This window comes from Neiella holothuriorum (assembly GCF_019457915.1).
Taxonomy (GTDB): domain Bacteria; phylum Pseudomonadota; class Gammaproteobacteria; order Enterobacterales; family Neiellaceae; genus Neiella; species Neiella holothuriorum.
Genome location: NZ_JAHZSS010000026.1, coordinates 31407 through 47321 on the forward strand (window position 1 = coordinate 31407; position 15915 = coordinate 47321).

The window sequence follows — 15915 nt, forward strand, 5'->3', positions numbered from 1 at the left end:
TAAAATGGAATTACTGACTCCTTATCTTGAAAAAATGGTGGCGCAAAAAGGTTCCGATATATTCGTCACCGTTGGCGTACCGGTCAGCATGAAAGTTCATGGCCGGGTCGAACCGCTCGATGCTAACCCGTTAACTCCGGGCGCTGCGCGCCAGTTGCTCGACAACACCATGAATGCGTCACAACTGGCTGAATTTGAAGAAACCAGTGAGTGCAATTTTGCCATTGCGGTTGATGGTGTTGGGCGTTTCCGGGTGAATGCTTTTTGTCAGCGTGAACAGGTTGGCATGGTGATTCGACGTATTGAAACCACTATTCCTGATGCCGACGACCTCAATCTGCCGTCAATTCTTAAAGATATTGTGCTGTCTAAGCGCGGTTTGTTTTTGTTTGTTGGCGGTACGGGCACCGGTAAATCAACGTCAATGGCGGCATTGTTAGGGTATCGAAACCTGAAAACCTCTGGTCACATCCTAACCATTGAAGATCCCATTGAGTTTGTTCATGACCATCGGGGCTGTATTGTGACCCAACGGGAAGTGGGCATCGACACGCCAAGCTTCGATTCAGCGCTGAAAAATAGTTTACGACAGGCGCCAGATGTCATCATGTTGGGGGAGATCCGTACCTCTGAAACCATGGAATACGCGCTTAGCTTTTCCGAAACGGGCCATTTGTGTATCGCCACGTTGCACGCCAATAACGCAAACCAGGCTCTGGATCGCATGCTTCACCTGGTACCCAAAGAAATGCAAGATCAGCTGCTGTTCGATTTGGCGCTCAACCTGCGGGCCATCGTTGCACAGCAATTGGTGCCGACCAAAGATGGCAAAGGCCGTCGAGCTGCCATTGAAATTTTGATTAATACGCCACACGTGTCGGATTTAATTCGGCGTGGCGAAGTACACAAAATTAAGGAATCGATGGCGAAATCGCGTGAGCAAGGAATGCAAACCTTCGATCAGGCGCTGTTCGACTTATACAAAAAAGGTGATGTGACTTACGCCGATGCTTTGCATGCTGCTGACTCACCGAATGATTTACGTTTGATGATTAAGTTGGATGACGGTGACAAGGCGTCCAAAGGAATGCTCGACGGTGTTTCTATCGATTTGGATGACTAGGCCATGTTGATATCGTGCGGCTTAACTAGGCCAATTCATGAGCCCTGAATTCATCATTTTGTTGCTGAACGGGGTATTGCTAGTGGTTGCTTACTTCTGGCTTTACCCATCGTTTGTAAGTAGCGACCTTAAGCGACTACTGATCAACGACGTGTTGGCATCAGGCGTTGCCATAGTTATTGCAGGGGTGTTGTTCTATGGCAAGGGCGTGGTATTTAACGCAGTGCTGTTTGAGGCCAATTGGTTTTGGTTTACCTTGTTGAGTTACTTTGTGCTGGAAATTCCATTTTCTGTTGTTTACTGCAATAAATATGATTTATGGCGTAAATTCTAGCGCTAACAAGTTGCCTTATATGGTATTTATTGACTATAGCTTACGTATTCTGTCATTCATCTCAGGTCGTTAGTTTGTCTATTTTTGAGCAACGCCATATTACTGATGGCGACGTTATCAATGAAATCATCTCTTATCTTAAGCCTGGCAACCTGCTCGACTTTCAACTGAACGCACCGGTTAAAATTCGCACCAAGCTTCGATTGATCGGAGTGGAATCAGAAAGTTTTTTCGTCTGTGCGCTTCCAGCTTCTGCTTATCGGACTCACTTAGAAGAATTTAACGCTGGCCATAGTTGCGTGATACGGGCTGTGGTGGGTGGCGATCTCGGCCATTGCATTGCATTTCAAGGCAATGTGATTTCAGTGCAAAAATCGCCAAAGCCTATGATGTTTGTCAGCTGGCCAAACAAGCTGGAGAATTTCCGTCTTCGCAAAGAGCAGCGCATTGGCACTCGAATCCCTGCGACATTGATGGACAAAGAAGGAACAGCGCAAGAGCGCAGTAACTATCATTTGATTGAAGGCACCTTGATGGATTTGTCGGTCGGCGGCTGCTTGTTGCAAATCCCCTGGTCAGTGCAAGCGGGGGCGATTCCAATCAAGCGGGGTTTGCTTAAGATCAACTTCCCATCTCGACCGGATGATCCCTTGTTTGTTCCGTGTGAAGTTCGCCGAGCAACCCGACAAAACCAAGAGAATATGCATGTAGGGCTGCAGTTCGAGCCGGTTGACGAACTAATTGAGCTGTTTCACCACATCAATATGGACAACCGTAACTGACGTTTTATTCGCGCCAGAGGTTTTCAAAGTAGCTTTCGATAATCAGCACGGCTGAGACACTATCGACCTTGCCTTTGGTCAACGCCTTGTAGCCACCGAATTCGAATAAACGGGCTTTGGCGTCCACCGTTGTTAATCGCTCGTCTTGCCACGCCACTGGGTAACCAAATCGACCATGAAGCCGGTTGCCAAATTTCTTAGCGCGTTTGGTTAATTCTTGCTCCGTCCCGTCCATGTTGAGGGGAAGGCCAATCACCAAAAGGTCAGGTTGCCACTGCTTGAGCAAAACCTCGACTTGTTGCCAATTAGGAACGCCGTCATTGGCTGGCAGTGCGGCTTCTGGTGACGCGGTGCCGGTAATTTCCTGACCGATGGCAACACCAATACTTTTGGTGCCATAGTCAAAACCGAGAATGGTGCGTTGACCTTCAGGTTTGGTCATGGCTTACGCATGACCGGCTTGCGGGCTGATATTAGCAATATCGATGCCTAGCTTTTGGCCGGATGCTTGCCAGCGCATGTCCGCATCAACATCAAAGATGATGGCTTGGTCTGCTGGGATCATTAACCAAGAATTTTCTGCAATTTCTTGCTCCAGCTGGCCTGCATCCCAGCCGGCATAGCCTAAAGTCACCAGGTATTTGCTTGGCTCGAGATCAGTACCGAGGATCTGCAAAATGTCCTTGGAGGTCGTGACCATCAGATCATTGTCTAATTCCATACTTGAAGACCAACCGGGTTGCGCAGTATGTAAAACGAAACCGCGTTCTTTGGCCACCGGCCCACCGGCAAAAATAGGTTGGCCGAGATTGTCCGACGCCAGGTCATCACGGTGTAGATCATCAACCTTAGATAACAGCTCAGACAGGCTTAGATTTTTAATGGGGTGGTTAATCACCAGACCCATTGCACCTTGATCGTTATGCTCACAGACATAGGTCACTGAACGCTGAAAATACGGATCTTGCAGCGACGGCATAGCGATTAGTAATTGACCTTGAAGACTTTCCATACAACTCGTTTCTGGCTCACTCATAGGCTTATTATGGCAGTTATTTGGCAACAGCCCCTAGGGTTAGTTTGCTAATTTATCGGCAATGGCATCCATTAACCGGTCGGCAATGCGAACGTCAAAAGCCGCTTCAATTTCTCGAATGCAGGTTGGACTGGTGACATTAACTTCTGTCAGCTTGTTGCCAATCACATCAAGGCCGACAAATAGTAAGCCGCGCTTTTTCAATTCTGGTCCGACTGAGTTGGCGATTGCCCAATCATCATCCGATAGTGGTCGCGCTTCGCCGCGGCCGCCGGCAGCTAGGTTGCCTCGGGTTTCACCGCTGGCAGGAATGCGGGCTAAGCAGTAGGGGACCGCTTCACCATCAATCATTAAAATACGCTTGTCGCCTTGCTTAATTTGCGGAATGAAGTTCTGAGCCATGGCATAGCGTTGACCGTGCTCGGTTAGGGTTTCGGTGATTACGCCAATGTTTGGATCATCTTGCTTCACCCGAAAGATTGACGCGCCGCCCATGCCATCAAGAGGCTTGAGAATAATATCGCCATGCTCAGTCAAAAATTCTCGAATATGACTCGCTTCTCGGGTGACTAAGGTGTCTGGAGTGTGCTCAGAAAACCAAGCCGTGAATAGCTTTTCATTACAGTCGCGCAAACTAGCAGGTTTATTCACCACCAGAACACCTTGTTCTTCAGCTCGCTCTAGCATGTAGGTTGCGTAAATAAACTCAGTGTCAAATGGCGGATCTTTGCGCATCAAAATGGTGTCGAGATCGGCTAAAGGGCGAGCCTCTGGTTCGCCAAGGGTGAACCAATCATTCGGATCTTCTTGTACATGCAGTTTGCGCATGGTGGCATAAGCCGTTCCCTGGCGCAGATACAAGTCATTCATCTCCATGTACCAGAGTTGCCAACCGCGCGCTTGGGCAGCCAACAACATGGCGAAACTTGAATCTTTTTTGATGTTAATGCCTGCAATGGGATCCATCACAATGCCAAGTTGTACCGTCATTTGGTGTCCTTATCCTAAATCGCCGAAGCGTGTTTGCAGTGCCGTTAAGGCGGTGAGGGCGGCGGTTTCAGTTCGAAGCACCCGTGGCCCCATCAAGATACTTTGGTAACTGTGCTGCTGGGCCGCTTCAATTTCAATGTCGCTTAAGCCGCCTTCCGGGCCAATTAACAAACGTACGCCGCTATCGGGTACCGTCGTCAGGCCATTAATGCCGTGGGCAGCTTTGGGGTGTAGATTGAGTTTGAGCTGATCACTGGGTTGCTCCAACCAGTGTGACAAGGTCAGCGGTTGGTGAATGGCTGGCACTTTGTTGCGACCACATTGTTCACAGGCACTAATTGCTATTTGTTGCCAATGCAGCACTTTCTTTTGCCAGCGCTCTGCTTGCAACTTGACGCCACAGCGTTCGGTCAGCAATGGGGTAATGGCATCAACGCCCAACTCCACCGCTTTTTGAATGGTGAAATCCATTTTGTCACCGCGGCTTACGCCTTGGCCAATATGGACTTTGAGCGGGGACTCACGATCGTGCTCGGCTGCAGTGGTAATGTTGGCAACTACTCGACGCTTTTCCACCACGGTTAGCTCTGCTGAGTAGGCAAAGCCGGAGCCATCAAACAGTTCAACCGCATCACCAACACGCATTCTCAGCACTCGGGCTACGTGGCCTGCAGCACTGTCAGATAATTGGATCTGGGTGTTGGTGTTCAGAGGTTCTGGATGAAAAATTCGGGTCGTCACTTGGCTTCCGCTTAATCAAACGTTATTGCTCTAGATGATGGGGGCTGTGGCTGATATTTCAAGTGATTAGCGAGGGTTGAGTGTAAATCTGCCAGCCAACATAAAAAAAGCCCGAGCACTTGGCTCGGGCAAATTCGATTATGGATGTAAACGTGCTATCTAAAGCTAGTTCAAAGTTTCACTAACGCAAACAGTGATTACAAACCGGCGCTGGCACGCAGAGCGGCAACTTTGTCGGTCGCTTCCCAAGGAAACTGCTCACGACCGAAGTGACCGTAGGCGGCAGTTTGTTGGTAAATTGGTTGGGCTAGGTTGAGCATTTCGGTCAAACCATAAGGGCGTAGATCAAAGTGCTGACGTACCCAAGCAACTAAGGTTGCTTCGTCAAACTGGCTGGTACCAAAGGTTTCAATGCTGATTGAAGTAGGCTCAACCACACCGATGGCATAAGACACTTGAATTTCACAACGTTTGGCTAAGCCCGCCGCCACTAAGTTTTTGGCAACATAACGTGCAGCATAAGCGGCACTACGGTCAACTTTAGAAGGATCTTTGCCTGAGAACGCACCACCACCATGGCGGGCCATGCCGCCATAGGTATCAACAATAATCTTACGACCAGTTAAACCACAATCCCCCATAGGGCCACCAATGACAAAGCGCCCCGTTGGGTTAATGAAGTATTTGGTGTCCTCGGTCAGCCACTGTGCAGGCAATACGGGTTTAATGATTTCTTCCTGCACCGCTTCAATTAAGTCGGTTTGGCTGATGGTGTCACAGTGTTGAGTTGAGAGAACAACCGCGTCAATGCCAACCGGCTGACCATCTTCATAAACAAATGTGACCTGACTTTTTGCATCAGGGCGAAGCCAAGGCAGGGTGCCGTCTTTACGAACATCAGCTTGGCGCTTCACTAATTTGTGTGCGTAGCTGATAGGAGCAGGCATTAATTCTTCGGTCTCATCCGTGGCGTAACCAAACATCAGGCCCTGATCGCCAGCACCTTGTTGTTTTGGATCGGAGCGATCAACACCTTGAGCAATATCTGGCGATTGCTTACCAATGGCATTTAGCACGGCGCAGGAGTCGGCATCAAAGCCCATATCCGAGTGAACATAGCCAATATCGCGCACGGTTTTACGCGCCAGTTCTTCAATATCAACCCAAGCTTCGGTGGTGATTTCACCGCCCACCATGACCATGCCGGTTTTGACATAGGTTTCGCAGGCAACACGCGCATTGCGATCTTGTTCTAATATTGCGTCCAGCACAGCGTCGGAAATCTGATCCGCGATTTTGTCTGGATGACCTTCAGAAACGGATTCGGAGGTGAACAAATGTTTTGCCATGTTGCCTATCTCGATATTAAGGATGTTTATACGGATTTACGTCTAGACGTCTATTCTAGATTAATTCTGCTAAATATTGCTAGCCTAGATTGATTTTGCAGATAGCATGCGATGATTTCCGCTTAGCCCTTGTGGCACGCACGATGGCAGCGACTCGTAATCGATGGTTTCCAGCATTAGAGAGAATTGATAATTAATTTGATTGAAAAACAAATTGGCGTAAAATGGTTGGGCTGGTTGATATTCTGGTTTTAAACCCAAGATAAATGAGTGTAGGTAACCACCCGAAGCTTGTTACAGGCTAGGGTGATGTAAATCAAATTGCTGATAGTTGGCTTATACCATAATGCGCGGGCTTCGCCAAAAGACCCGTTGCGCGTTGAGGCTCGTTTCTCCGCGCGGCCAATGATGACTGGTTCAGCTCAAAGTAAGGTCGATAACGCAGAGTTTTTAACAGCGCACTATAATGCGTTGAGCTTGTTTCCGAACGCTGGTGAACACCGGCGTTCATTCAAAATACACAAAGCAATTCTAGAGGAATAATCATGTCCGTATTGAAAATGACAGATCTGGATTTGGCCGGCAAACGCCTGTTCATTCGTGCTGATCTAAACGTGCCAGTGAAAGATGGCAAAGTCACTTCTGATGCTCGTATTCGTGCATCTATCCCTACCATTGAGCTAGCTCTGAAAGCGGGCGCCAAGGTAATGGTGACTTCTCACCTCGGTCGTCCAACTGAAGGCGAGCCAGCGGATGAGTTTTCTTTACAGCCTGTTGTGGATTACCTCAATGACGCGTTGGACGTGCCTGTTCGTTTAGCCAAAGATTACTTGTCTGGCGTTGCGCTGGCTGAGAATGAAGTTGTTGTGCTGGAAAACGTTCGTTTTAACAAAGGCGAGAAGAAAAACGAAGAAGCATTGTCAAAAGCGTATGCCGCTTTATGTGACATCTTCGTAATGGACGCCTTCGGTACAGCGCACCGTGCCCAAGCATCAACTCACGGTGTTGGCATGAATGCTCCAGTGGCCTGTGCTGGCCCACTGTTGGCTGCTGAATTAGAAGCCCTAGCAAGTGCGATGGACAACCCAGCTCGCCCAATGATCGCCATTGTTGGTGGTTCTAAGGTGTCGACCAAGCTGACCGTTCTAGAATCACTTTCTAAAGTTGCGGATCAATTGGTTGTTGGCGGCGGTATTGCAAATACGTTTGTTGCTGCAACTGGCAACAACGTGGGTAAATCACTGTGTGAAGCAGACCTGATCCCAACAGCTCAAAAATTGATGAAAGAGTGTGCTATTCCTGTTGCTACCGACGTAGCCGTTGGTAAAAACTTCTCTGAAGACGAAAAAGCCGTGATTAAGTCAGCCTCAGATGTTGAAGATGACGACATGATTTTCGATCTGGGCCCAGACTCAGCTGCAGAGTTGGCTGAAATTATCAAAAATGCTAAGACCATTCTGTGGAATGGCCCAGTTGGCGTTTTTGAATTTGACGAGTTTGCTAAAGGCACTGAAGTTATTGCTAACGCCATTGCCGAATCAGAAGGCTTCTCTGTTGCTGGTGGTGGTGACACCCTAGCGGCAATCGACAAATTCGGCATTGCCGACAAAGTCTCGTACATCTCCACCGGTGGCGGCGCTTTCTTAGAATTTGTTGAAGGTAAAGTGTTACCTGCAGTTGCCATGCTTGAAGAGCGAGCAAAAGCTTAATTTGCATGCAATTATCAACGGGAGCCTAGCGCTCCCGTTAATTTATAAAAAAATTTTGACTTGCGTGACTAACAGCGTGAATCATCTACAATAAATATCGAAAAATTATTAACCCACAGGATCAAATCATCATGTCTCAGAATATTCTTGATGTTGTTAAACCGGGCGTAGTAACTGGTGACGACGTAGCTAAAGTATTTGCCATTGCGAAAGAAAAAGGTTTCGCTTTGCCAGCTGTTAACTGCGTGGGCACAGATTCTGTGAACGCGGTATTAGAAGCAGCAGCTAAAGTGAAAGCGCCTGCAGTCATTCAATTCTCAAACGGCGGCGCTGCGTTCTTCGCGGGTAAAGGTTTGAAGTTGGACGGCCAGGAAGCAGCTATTCTGGGTGCCATCGCTGGCGCTAAGCACGTTCACACTATGGCTGAATCTTACGGTGTTCCAGTTATTCTTCACACCGACCACGCAGCTAAAAAACTATTGCCTTGGATTGACGGCTTGCTAGAAGCCAGTGAGAAAGAGTTTGCAGCTACCGGCAAACCACTGTTCAGCTCTCATATGATCGACTTGTCTGAAGAGTCTCTGGAAGAAAACATCGAAACATGTGCCAAGTACCTTGAGCGCATGAGCAAAATCGGTATGACGTTGGAAATCGAACTGGGTTGTACCGGTGGTGAAGAAGATGGCGTTGATAACTCCGATATGGACCAATCGTTGCTTTACACCCAGCCTTCAGAAGTTAACTACGCGTACGAAACGTTGAACGCGGTTAGCCCTAACTTCACCATTGCAGCATCATTCGGTAACGTACACGGCGTTTACAAGCCAGGTAACGTGAAACTAACACCGACCATTTTGCGTGACTCACAAGCTTATGTATCTGAAAAACATAACTTGCCAAACAACTCGCTGAACTTCGTATTCCACGGTGGTTCTGGTTCATCACAAGCTGAAATCCAAGAGTCTATCAGCTACGGTGTGATCAAAATGAACATCGATACTGATACTCAATGGGCAACTTGGGATGGTATTCGTCAGTACGAAGCTGACAAGCACGATTACTTGCAAGGCCAAATCGGTAACCCAGAAGGTGACGATGCGCCAAACAAGAAATACTACGACCCACGTGTTTGGTTGCGTAAAGGCCAAGATTCTATGGTGACTCGCCTAGAGCAAGCTTTCGCCGATCTGAACGCAATTGACGTACTATAAGTGAGTTAACCACTCATTTATTAAAGCCCGCCGACCGGCGGGTTTTTTTGTTGCTGAAACGTCCTTGTTTCCTGCCCTTAATTTTTTATAGAATCACCGGACCGCTGTTATTTTTTGCCCTCAAATTTACTGGCCTTAGAGATTGAACATGTTGGAATTGCGTCGACGTCTTGCTGTTTTTGCGTTGTGTTTTGCTCCGCTTTGCCCAACTGCTTTCGCTTTGGACATTTCTGATGAAGATCTGATCAAACAAGGTTGGTCCGCCGAAATTGAAGGCGGAATCAGCTACTCAACCGGTAATACCGATGAATCCGCCATGCGCTTTCGCGGTGAATTTGATTATTTTTGGGCAGACTGGCGTCATTTCCTAAAAGCTGAAGCCAATTCTAGTAAAAGCAATGGCCAGAACAGTGCTGAGCGGTATCGTGGTTCATACAAAGCTGATCGTGACTGGACCGATGTGGATTATACCTTTGGCCTCGTAACCTACGAAAATGATCGGTTCAATGGTCTTGAGGATTTGTTTTCGCTAGTGGCCGGTTGGGGGCATCGCTTTTTCCCGGGTGAAGGCATGGAGCTTTATACCGAAGCTGGGCCCGGCTACCGTTGGAATAACTCACCAGGCTCCCAAGATAGCGAAGCCATTTTACGTGGCGCCAGCCAGTTCGACTGGACCATTAGTGAGAACAGTACCTTTCGTCAGATCGTCACCTTTGAAAGCGGTGAAAGCAACGTTATTAGCCGTTCGGAAACATCGCTGACCACCAGTATCATTGGTTCACTGGCATTGAAAGTGAGTATTTCCATGACACACCAAAGTCAGCCAGAAGAGAACGATGACGGCAGCAATAAAGATAAACTCGATACCATTTCGGGTGTTACTCTCCTTTACCGCTACTAATCTCGCCTCGTTACTCAAACAATTTACTAAGCAGTTGATTCTGATCCCATTGCTCAACTTGGACCGGCACCGAGCCATGCATTGAAAATTTGGGTTGCAGGGCAAAGCGTCTGGCTTGCTCTACATTCATGTCTGGCAATACGAGCTGATAACGCTCATTTGCTGTGGCATCAAACTTGACGATATGAACCCCCGAATTAACAAACTCATGTTGCTCAAATCCATACTCGAATAAATCATGGTAGCGCAGCGCAATGACTTGTGCGCCAGAGGCGAGAGTGACGGTGCTTGATGGCGCCGTGCTAATCGTTTGGCCATTGATTGCCAAGATCTGAATGCCATCATCTAATTCTAACGTGGCGGCAGACAGCGAAAAGCTGGCGCTGGCAAATAACGCGCAAAGATAGGTTTTCATGCGGCTTCTCCTGTTGGGCTTATTGCAATAGACCGCCAGGCGCAGCATTCGATTTCAAACCGAGTGCAAGATGGGTATCAATTCGCTTGGGACTCGCTCGCAGCTTCTTGTTGAGCTAACCAATCTGCAAAGTCCGGCAGGTGATCATTAAAAGCATCGGGGTGCACTAGAAGCCCTGTGTGATCATAGTCTTGGCGATTGCCATTGTGTTGACTCAAGACGCTGAGTTTAGCGTTGTGATTATCGCTATCGCGCAAAAAAGCGCGCACATCATTTTTGTTGCCTAAAACCGAATCCCCTTGTCCTGCGAAAAACCAAGATGGTGGCCAGTCAAATTGGCGGGACGCTGCGTGATAGCAAAAGCCATCTTGATCGCGCCATTGCGATGAGTTGACCCATTCAACATTTGCCAGCAATGATGCCGTTGTTTCGTTATCCATGCCTAACTTAAACCGCTTGGCAGGAAAGTAGCCGTAGCGTCGGGTCAGCATTGGACAAAATCGATTCCAAATTAAATTCACCATGAATTTACGTTTTAAATGATTGGAATAGATTGTTTTTTTACTAGCGAAGCCCGATAGCGTTTGCACCTGTGGCCGCCGTTTTGGGAAACGCACTAAATGACTGGCTAGCAAAATAGTTCCCCAAGAATGGCCAAGCCAATGCAGTGCTTGTTGGTGTCGTTTCACGATCCAATCATGAACTAAGGGGATTTGTTCGGTGATCACTTCAGTTTGGCCAAACTCTTCTCCGCCGGTCAGTCGCGGCTTACTTTGACCATTGCCAAACACGTCCATTACATATACCGGGTGGCCGCGTTGTGCGAGCAAGCAGGCAAGGCCCTTTCCCGATTCGGTGTAGAACACTTTGCCGTTGCTCATTGATCCGTGCAGCATCAATACAGGTTGGCGCGGTTGCTCGCCTGAGGGGGCAATTTCACGCAGGTGTAATTGACCATTCCTGTACGGTAAGAAATGCGAATGCTGTTGTGGCAAAGCCGATTCTCCAACTGAGGGTAGGCTCTAAGTTGTAAGTTAATCTTTCTGGTATGACCAGTGATGTAGCGATAACAAAGAGGAAGTTGTGATCTAGTTGGAGGTTTAACTGAGTTGACCTACAAACCATATGGAAATAAAAAAGCCAACCGAAGCGGTTGGCTTTTAATTACGCGATAGGGCAATCGCAGATTTGATCGCTTAGTGCAGGATGCGAGTCTTAATTGTGCCATCAATTGCTTTGAGGTGCTCAAGTGCCGTCTGGGCATCTGCTGTGTGCACATCAATCACGACATAACCTAACGCATCATCCGTTTGCAGGAACTGGGCGGCAATGTTGACGCCTTTTTCCGCAAAGGTCAGGTTAATCTGGGTCAGAATACCAGGTTTGTTCTCGTGCACGTGTAGCAAGCGGCTACAGTCGGTATGCTCTGGCAGTGATACTTCTGGGAAGTTAACTGCTGACAAGGTGGAGCCATTGTCTGAGTATTTGGTGAGCTTACCGGCAACTTCAATACCAATGTTCGCTTGCGCTTCTTGGGTTGAGCCACCCACATGCGGGGTAAGGATCACGTTGTCGATGCCGCGCAGCGGTGATACAAATTCTTCCTTGTTGGATTTTGGCTCAACTGGGAATACATCAACCGCGGCGCCTGCGATCTTGCCGCTGGTTAGTGCTTCAGCCAAGGCATCAATCTCAACCACGGTACCGCGAGCAGCGTTGATGAAAATAGCGCCTTGTTTCATCGCGTCAAATTGTGCTTTGCCAATCATGTCTTTGGTGGCGGCTGTTTCTGGAACATGCAACGAGACAACATCGGCTTGATTCAGTAAGTCGTTAAGGCTACTAGCAGGACTTGCGTTACCTAACGGCAGCTTGGTTTCTACATCGTAGAATTTTACCCGCATACCCAACGTTTCCGCCAAAATGCCCAATTGAGTACCAATATGGCCGTAGCCAACAATACCTAAGGTTTTGCCGCGAGCTTCATAGCTACCAACAGCGCTTTTCAGCCATTCACCACGGTGTGCTTTAGCGCTTTTGTCAGGAATGCCGCGCAACAACATGATGGTTTGTCCCAGCACCAACTCGGCAACACTACGGGTGTTTGAGAACGGCGCGTTGAACACTACAATGCCGCGCTTTTTAGCCGCTTGCAGATCAACCTGGTTCGTCCCAATGCAGAAACAGCCGATGGCGATTAGCTTTTTGGCATGTGATAGAACTTGCTCTGTTAAATTGGTACGCGAACGGATGCCGATGAAGTGAGCATCTTTAATTTTTTCAATCAGTTCAGCTTCCGGCAGTGACGTTGAAAGCGATTCAATGTTGCTATAACCGGCGTCACGAAATGTTTGCTCTGAGCTTGGGTGCAAGCCTTCCAGCAGTAGAATGCGAATTTTATTTTTATCGAGCGAAAACTTTTGCATCAGTGGGTTCTCTTTGAGCTAGCGATTTGGGAAATAGTTGAATTTATGGTTCTAGTGTAACCACGCCGGTATCGGTACCGAGTAAACAAATATCAGCACCGCGATAGGCAAATAGGCCGTTGGTCACGACACCAGTAATCATATTGATGTCATGCTCCATTTGTTTAGGCTCCATGATCTTCATGTTGTACACATCAAGGATCACGTTGCCGTTGTCGGTAATCACACCTTCGCGCCACACTGGATCGCCACCAAGCTTCACTAATTCACGAGCAACATAGCTGCGAGCCATCGGGATCACTTCAACGGGCAGCGGGAATTGGCCTAATACTCCAACTTGTTTACTGGCATCGGCCACGCAAACAAATTTTTTGGCGACAGCGGCAATGATTTTTTCGCGAGTTAGCGCGGCACCACCACCTTTGATCATGTGCATATGCTTGGTAATTTCATCCGCGCCATCAACATAAACTTCAATGCCATCAACAGCATTCAATTCAAACACGGGGATGCCATAACTTTTCAGGCGCTCAGTCGAGGCTTCGGAGCTCGACACCGTTCCTTCAATTTTATGCTTGATGGTTGCAAGCGCGTCAATGAAGTGAGCTGCAGTTGAGCCGGTACCAACACCAACGATGGTGTCTTGCGGAACATATTCCAATGCAGCCCAGCCGACTGCTTTCTTTAGTTCATCTTGAGTCATGGCGATTACCTTTACGGTACGCATCGATAAATGCAGTACCTAAATGTAGGGAGGGCGAATTATACCCAAATTCGGAGCCTCCTGAGAATAGCCGTTTAGACGTCTTTTTGCAGAGATTGTATGAATCTGTCTGACAAGCCAGCGATGCGGGCTTTAATCGGCCTAATTTGCTTATAGCGCTCGGTGATACGTTGATGGCGTAACAATGATATCGAGTGGCACATCCCAACTTGCGATAGGCAGCTCTGGCACTTGCTGGCAATCGTGTGCCACGCCGATTAGCGCGGCATTGACGTGGCGCTGCAACTGCCAATGGGCCAGTGTTCGATCGTAAAAACCGCCGCCCATACCGAGTCGATTGGCATCGCCATCAAACCCAACCAGAGGCAACAGAATTGTGTCCAGTTGTTCAAGGGGTACCACTTGAGGAGCAGCCAATTCGGGTTCAAAAATACCAAACCGATTGCGGTGCATTGGGCTATTCGGCTGATAATTTAAAAACAGCAAGTGATGTTTGCTAAACGGATGCAGTACTGGCAGGCAGAGTTGCTTGTCATGATGCCAACACCAATGACAAAAGCGAGTTAGGTCGATTTCACCATCGTTGGCTAAATAAACTGCAATAGTCTTGGCGGCTTGAATTTGAGGAAGTTGAATGAGCTGTTGTTCGAGCTGAACGCTGGCCGATTGTTGTTCCGTGGCGGAGAGTGCTTGGCGTTTTTGTCGAAGGAGTTTACGAAGCGCGGCCCGTTCGGCCATTAAATTTATCATCTAACTGCTCGTGTGATAGGTGCCCCAGAGTGCCGCTGCATTGGTGTCTGCCCTTGAACCATTCGGTTCAAGGCGGAACAACATGCGTTTACCGTAGGCTTCTCAGTTTATCTGAGCTTGCACAATAGTAACCGATGTTATCCCTTAAAAAAGTGAATATCGGCTCAGGGACGTAACCCGCTGGCAAACACCCCAGGGTAGCTTGTCAAGGCACAACTGATATCTTAGCAATGAAGATAAACAGCGTTTGCGCCGCTGACATCTCTAATTGTTCTGACTTTGCCGTTGCTTGTCAACCGAGTTATTGCGTTCGTTCAGCGCGCGTTCAACCGTTGCTTGCAAGACCTTCATCCGGCTATCCATGGATTTGGCTAAACGCTCAGCACGCCGCTGTTCAATTAATAAGTCATGGCACAGATTTAATGCCGCCATCAGGGCGATTTGCTCATTACCTTGGTTGATTCGGCTGCCTTGTAATTGGGTAATTTTTTGTTCCAGTAATTCAGCAGCTTGTTTTAAGTCTTCAACTTCCTCTGGCGGGCAGCTAAGGGTGTAGCTTTTACCGAGTAACTTAATTTTTATGTCCTGCTCTGCCATGGCGAATCATCCTGTTTACAGCCTGCAACCACCTTAGCGGCAAAACTGATCGACTCTAGATCTTTATGTGCTTTTTGCCGAAATTTTATTCAAATGAACTGGTCTGCTTTGCCGGTTCGCAATAAATCTAGCGGACGAGGTTGGTGCACATCAGCCGCGGTGTTAGCATGAGGCGATTCAGATAGTTCGGACTTTTTCTTATGTATCAGACGCCAAGTTTGTATCAGGCTTTAAACGAAGCCATTGAAGCCAAGTCAATGCTGACCGACGCTGCAGAGGTTCACGGCATTTTAGTTGGCCAATTGTGTGGCGGTATCGCGCAAGATAGCGATGATTGGTTAAGCAACCTCTGCGACTTAACTAATAATGGCGAAGCAATGCCAGAGCAAGTGCAACAGCTCGTTGACGATCTGCGCCAGGTGACGGCTAAAACCTTACTGGATGAAGAGCTAGGATTTCGTTTGCTGTTGCCTGATGACGAACAGCCATTTGATCTACAAGCCGAAGCAACAAGCCAGTGGGTTCAGGGCTTTTTGGCCGGGTTTGCCTCGGCTAGCCCTAAACTCGATGATGCCAGCGATGAGCTAAACGAATGCATGCGCGATCTCAGTGAAATTGCGCTGCTGGAAGTGCCTGAAGACGGCGACGATGAAAACGACATCGCGTTGACCGAGCTGCAAGAATACGTTCGTATTGCCGCCATGATGGCCTTTGCTGAATTTGGCGTGCCACCACAAGCGCCCGAAGTTTCGCCTGCGCTACACTAAACCCAGTCATTCCGGCGCTGCGTTATTGACTTCAAAGTCACGCTGCGCCGCTTGTAAGAG

At 48.2% G+C, this 15915-nt stretch carries 18 protein-coding genes and 1 other RNA gene; 7 read left to right on the plus strand and 12 right to left on the minus strand.

Features of this window, described 5'->3' with window-relative positions:
• Positions 1 to 4: 4 nt before the first annotated feature.
• The 3 genes from K0504_RS16625 (at position 5) to K0504_RS16635 (ending at position 2239) form a co-directional block, all read left to right on the plus strand.
• Positions 5 to 1123 (plus strand): PilT/PilU family type 4a pilus ATPase, encoded by a 1119-nt coding sequence (locus tag K0504_RS16625; protein WP_220105286.1) that lies wholly within the window; start codon positions 5 to 7, stop codon positions 1121 to 1123.
• A gap of 37 nt (positions 1124 to 1160) precedes the next feature.
• The gene (locus K0504_RS16630; RefSeq protein ID WP_220105287.1) at positions 1161 to 1457 is read left to right on the plus strand and encodes a hypothetical protein; all 297 of its coding nucleotides are present in this window, start codon (positions 1161 to 1163) and stop codon (positions 1455 to 1457) included.
• A gap of 74 nt (positions 1458 to 1531) precedes the next feature.
• On the plus strand, positions 1532 to 2239 hold the full coding sequence (locus tag K0504_RS16635) for a PilZ domain-containing protein (RefSeq protein WP_220105288.1): 708 nt from the start codon (positions 1532 to 1534) through the stop codon (positions 2237 to 2239).
• A gap of 4 nt (positions 2240 to 2243) precedes the next feature.
• Here the strand turns inward: K0504_RS16635 and ruvX are convergent, their stop codons facing one another.
• From ruvX to metK, 5 genes are all read right to left on the minus strand, one after another.
• Positions 2244 to 2681, minus strand: coding sequence for a Holliday junction resolvase RuvX (ruvX, locus tag K0504_RS16640; RefSeq protein ID WP_220105289.1), 438 nt, complete (start codon positions 2679 to 2681; stop codon positions 2244 to 2246).
• A gap of 3 nt (positions 2682 to 2684) precedes the next feature.
• Positions 2685 to 3251: a YqgE/AlgH family protein gene (locus K0504_RS16645; RefSeq protein WP_220105290.1), complete on the minus strand. Its 567-nt coding sequence runs from the start codon at positions 3249 to 3251 to the stop codon at positions 2685 to 2687.
• 63 nt (positions 3252 to 3314) lie between these two features.
• Positions 3315 to 4265: a glutathione synthase gene (gene gshB / locus K0504_RS16650; protein ID WP_220105291.1), complete on the minus strand. Its 951-nt coding sequence runs from the start codon at positions 4263 to 4265 to the stop codon at positions 3315 to 3317.
• A gap of 9 nt (positions 4266 to 4274) precedes the next feature.
• Complete coding sequence (gene rsmE / locus K0504_RS16655; RefSeq protein WP_220105292.1) at positions 4275 to 5006, minus strand: 16S rRNA (uracil(1498)-N(3))-methyltransferase; 732 nt, start codon at positions 5004 to 5006, stop codon at positions 4275 to 4277.
• Between the two features lie 197 nt (positions 5007 to 5203).
• On the minus strand, positions 5204 to 6355 hold the full coding sequence (gene metK / locus K0504_RS16660; protein WP_220105293.1) for a methionine adenosyltransferase: 1152 nt from the start codon (positions 6353 to 6355) through the stop codon (positions 5204 to 5206).
• A gap of 545 nt (positions 6356 to 6900) precedes the next feature.
• Between metK and K0504_RS16665 the strand changes: the two genes are divergently transcribed.
• The 3 genes from K0504_RS16665 (at position 6901) to K0504_RS16675 (ending at position 10176) form a co-directional block, all read left to right on the plus strand.
• The gene (locus K0504_RS16665) at positions 6901 to 8064 is read left to right on the plus strand and encodes a phosphoglycerate kinase (protein WP_220105294.1); all 1164 of its coding nucleotides are present in this window, start codon (positions 6901 to 6903) and stop codon (positions 8062 to 8064) included.
• A gap of 131 nt (positions 8065 to 8195) precedes the next feature.
• Positions 8196 to 9275: a class II fructose-bisphosphate aldolase gene (gene fbaA, locus K0504_RS16670; RefSeq protein WP_220105295.1), complete on the plus strand. Its 1080-nt coding sequence runs from the start codon at positions 8196 to 8198 to the stop codon at positions 9273 to 9275.
• Positions 9276 to 9423: 148 nt separating this feature from the next.
• A complete protein-coding gene (locus tag K0504_RS16675) occupies positions 9424 to 10176 on the plus strand; it encodes a DUF481 domain-containing protein (RefSeq protein ID WP_220105296.1) in 753 nt (250 codons plus the stop codon).
• A gap of 10 nt (positions 10177 to 10186) precedes the next feature.
• On the opposite strand, the gene K0504_RS16680 is transcribed toward K0504_RS16675, so the two are convergent.
• From K0504_RS16680 to K0504_RS16710, 7 genes are all read right to left on the minus strand, one after another.
• Positions 10187 to 10591 (minus strand): DUF2057 family protein, encoded by a 405-nt coding sequence (locus tag K0504_RS16680; protein WP_220105297.1) that lies wholly within the window; start codon positions 10589 to 10591, stop codon positions 10187 to 10189.
• Positions 10592 to 10668: 77 nt separating this feature from the next.
• Positions 10669 to 11586 (minus strand): alpha/beta fold hydrolase, encoded by a 918-nt coding sequence (locus tag K0504_RS16685; RefSeq protein ID WP_220105298.1) that lies wholly within the window; start codon positions 11584 to 11586, stop codon positions 10669 to 10671.
• Positions 11587 to 11787: 201 nt separating this feature from the next.
• The gene (gene serA / locus K0504_RS16690; RefSeq protein WP_220105299.1) at positions 11788 to 13017 is read right to left on the minus strand and encodes a phosphoglycerate dehydrogenase; all 1230 of its coding nucleotides are present in this window, start codon (positions 13015 to 13017) and stop codon (positions 11788 to 11790) included.
• Between the two features lie 43 nt (positions 13018 to 13060).
• On the minus strand, positions 13061 to 13720 hold the full coding sequence (gene rpiA, locus K0504_RS16695) for a ribose-5-phosphate isomerase RpiA (RefSeq protein ID WP_220105300.1): 660 nt from the start codon (positions 13718 to 13720) through the stop codon (positions 13061 to 13063).
• 171 nt (positions 13721 to 13891) lie between these two features.
• Complete coding sequence (locus tag K0504_RS16700) at positions 13892 to 14491, minus strand: 5-formyltetrahydrofolate cyclo-ligase (protein WP_225918198.1); 600 nt, start codon at positions 14489 to 14491, stop codon at positions 13892 to 13894.
• 17 nt (positions 14492 to 14508) lie between these two features.
• A non-coding RNA gene (ssrS, locus tag K0504_RS16705) (6S RNA) lies at positions 14509 to 14693 on the minus strand.
• Positions 14694 to 14755: 62 nt separating this feature from the next.
• A complete protein-coding gene (locus K0504_RS16710; protein WP_220105301.1) occupies positions 14756 to 15088 on the minus strand; it encodes a cell division protein ZapA in 333 nt (110 codons plus the stop codon).
• Between the two features lie 200 nt (positions 15089 to 15288).
• Between K0504_RS16710 and K0504_RS16715 the strand changes: the two genes are divergently transcribed.
• A complete protein-coding gene (locus K0504_RS16715; protein ID WP_220105302.1) occupies positions 15289 to 15855 on the plus strand; it encodes a UPF0149 family protein in 567 nt (188 codons plus the stop codon).
• The last annotated feature ends 60 nt before the right edge of the window (positions 15856 to 15915 follow it).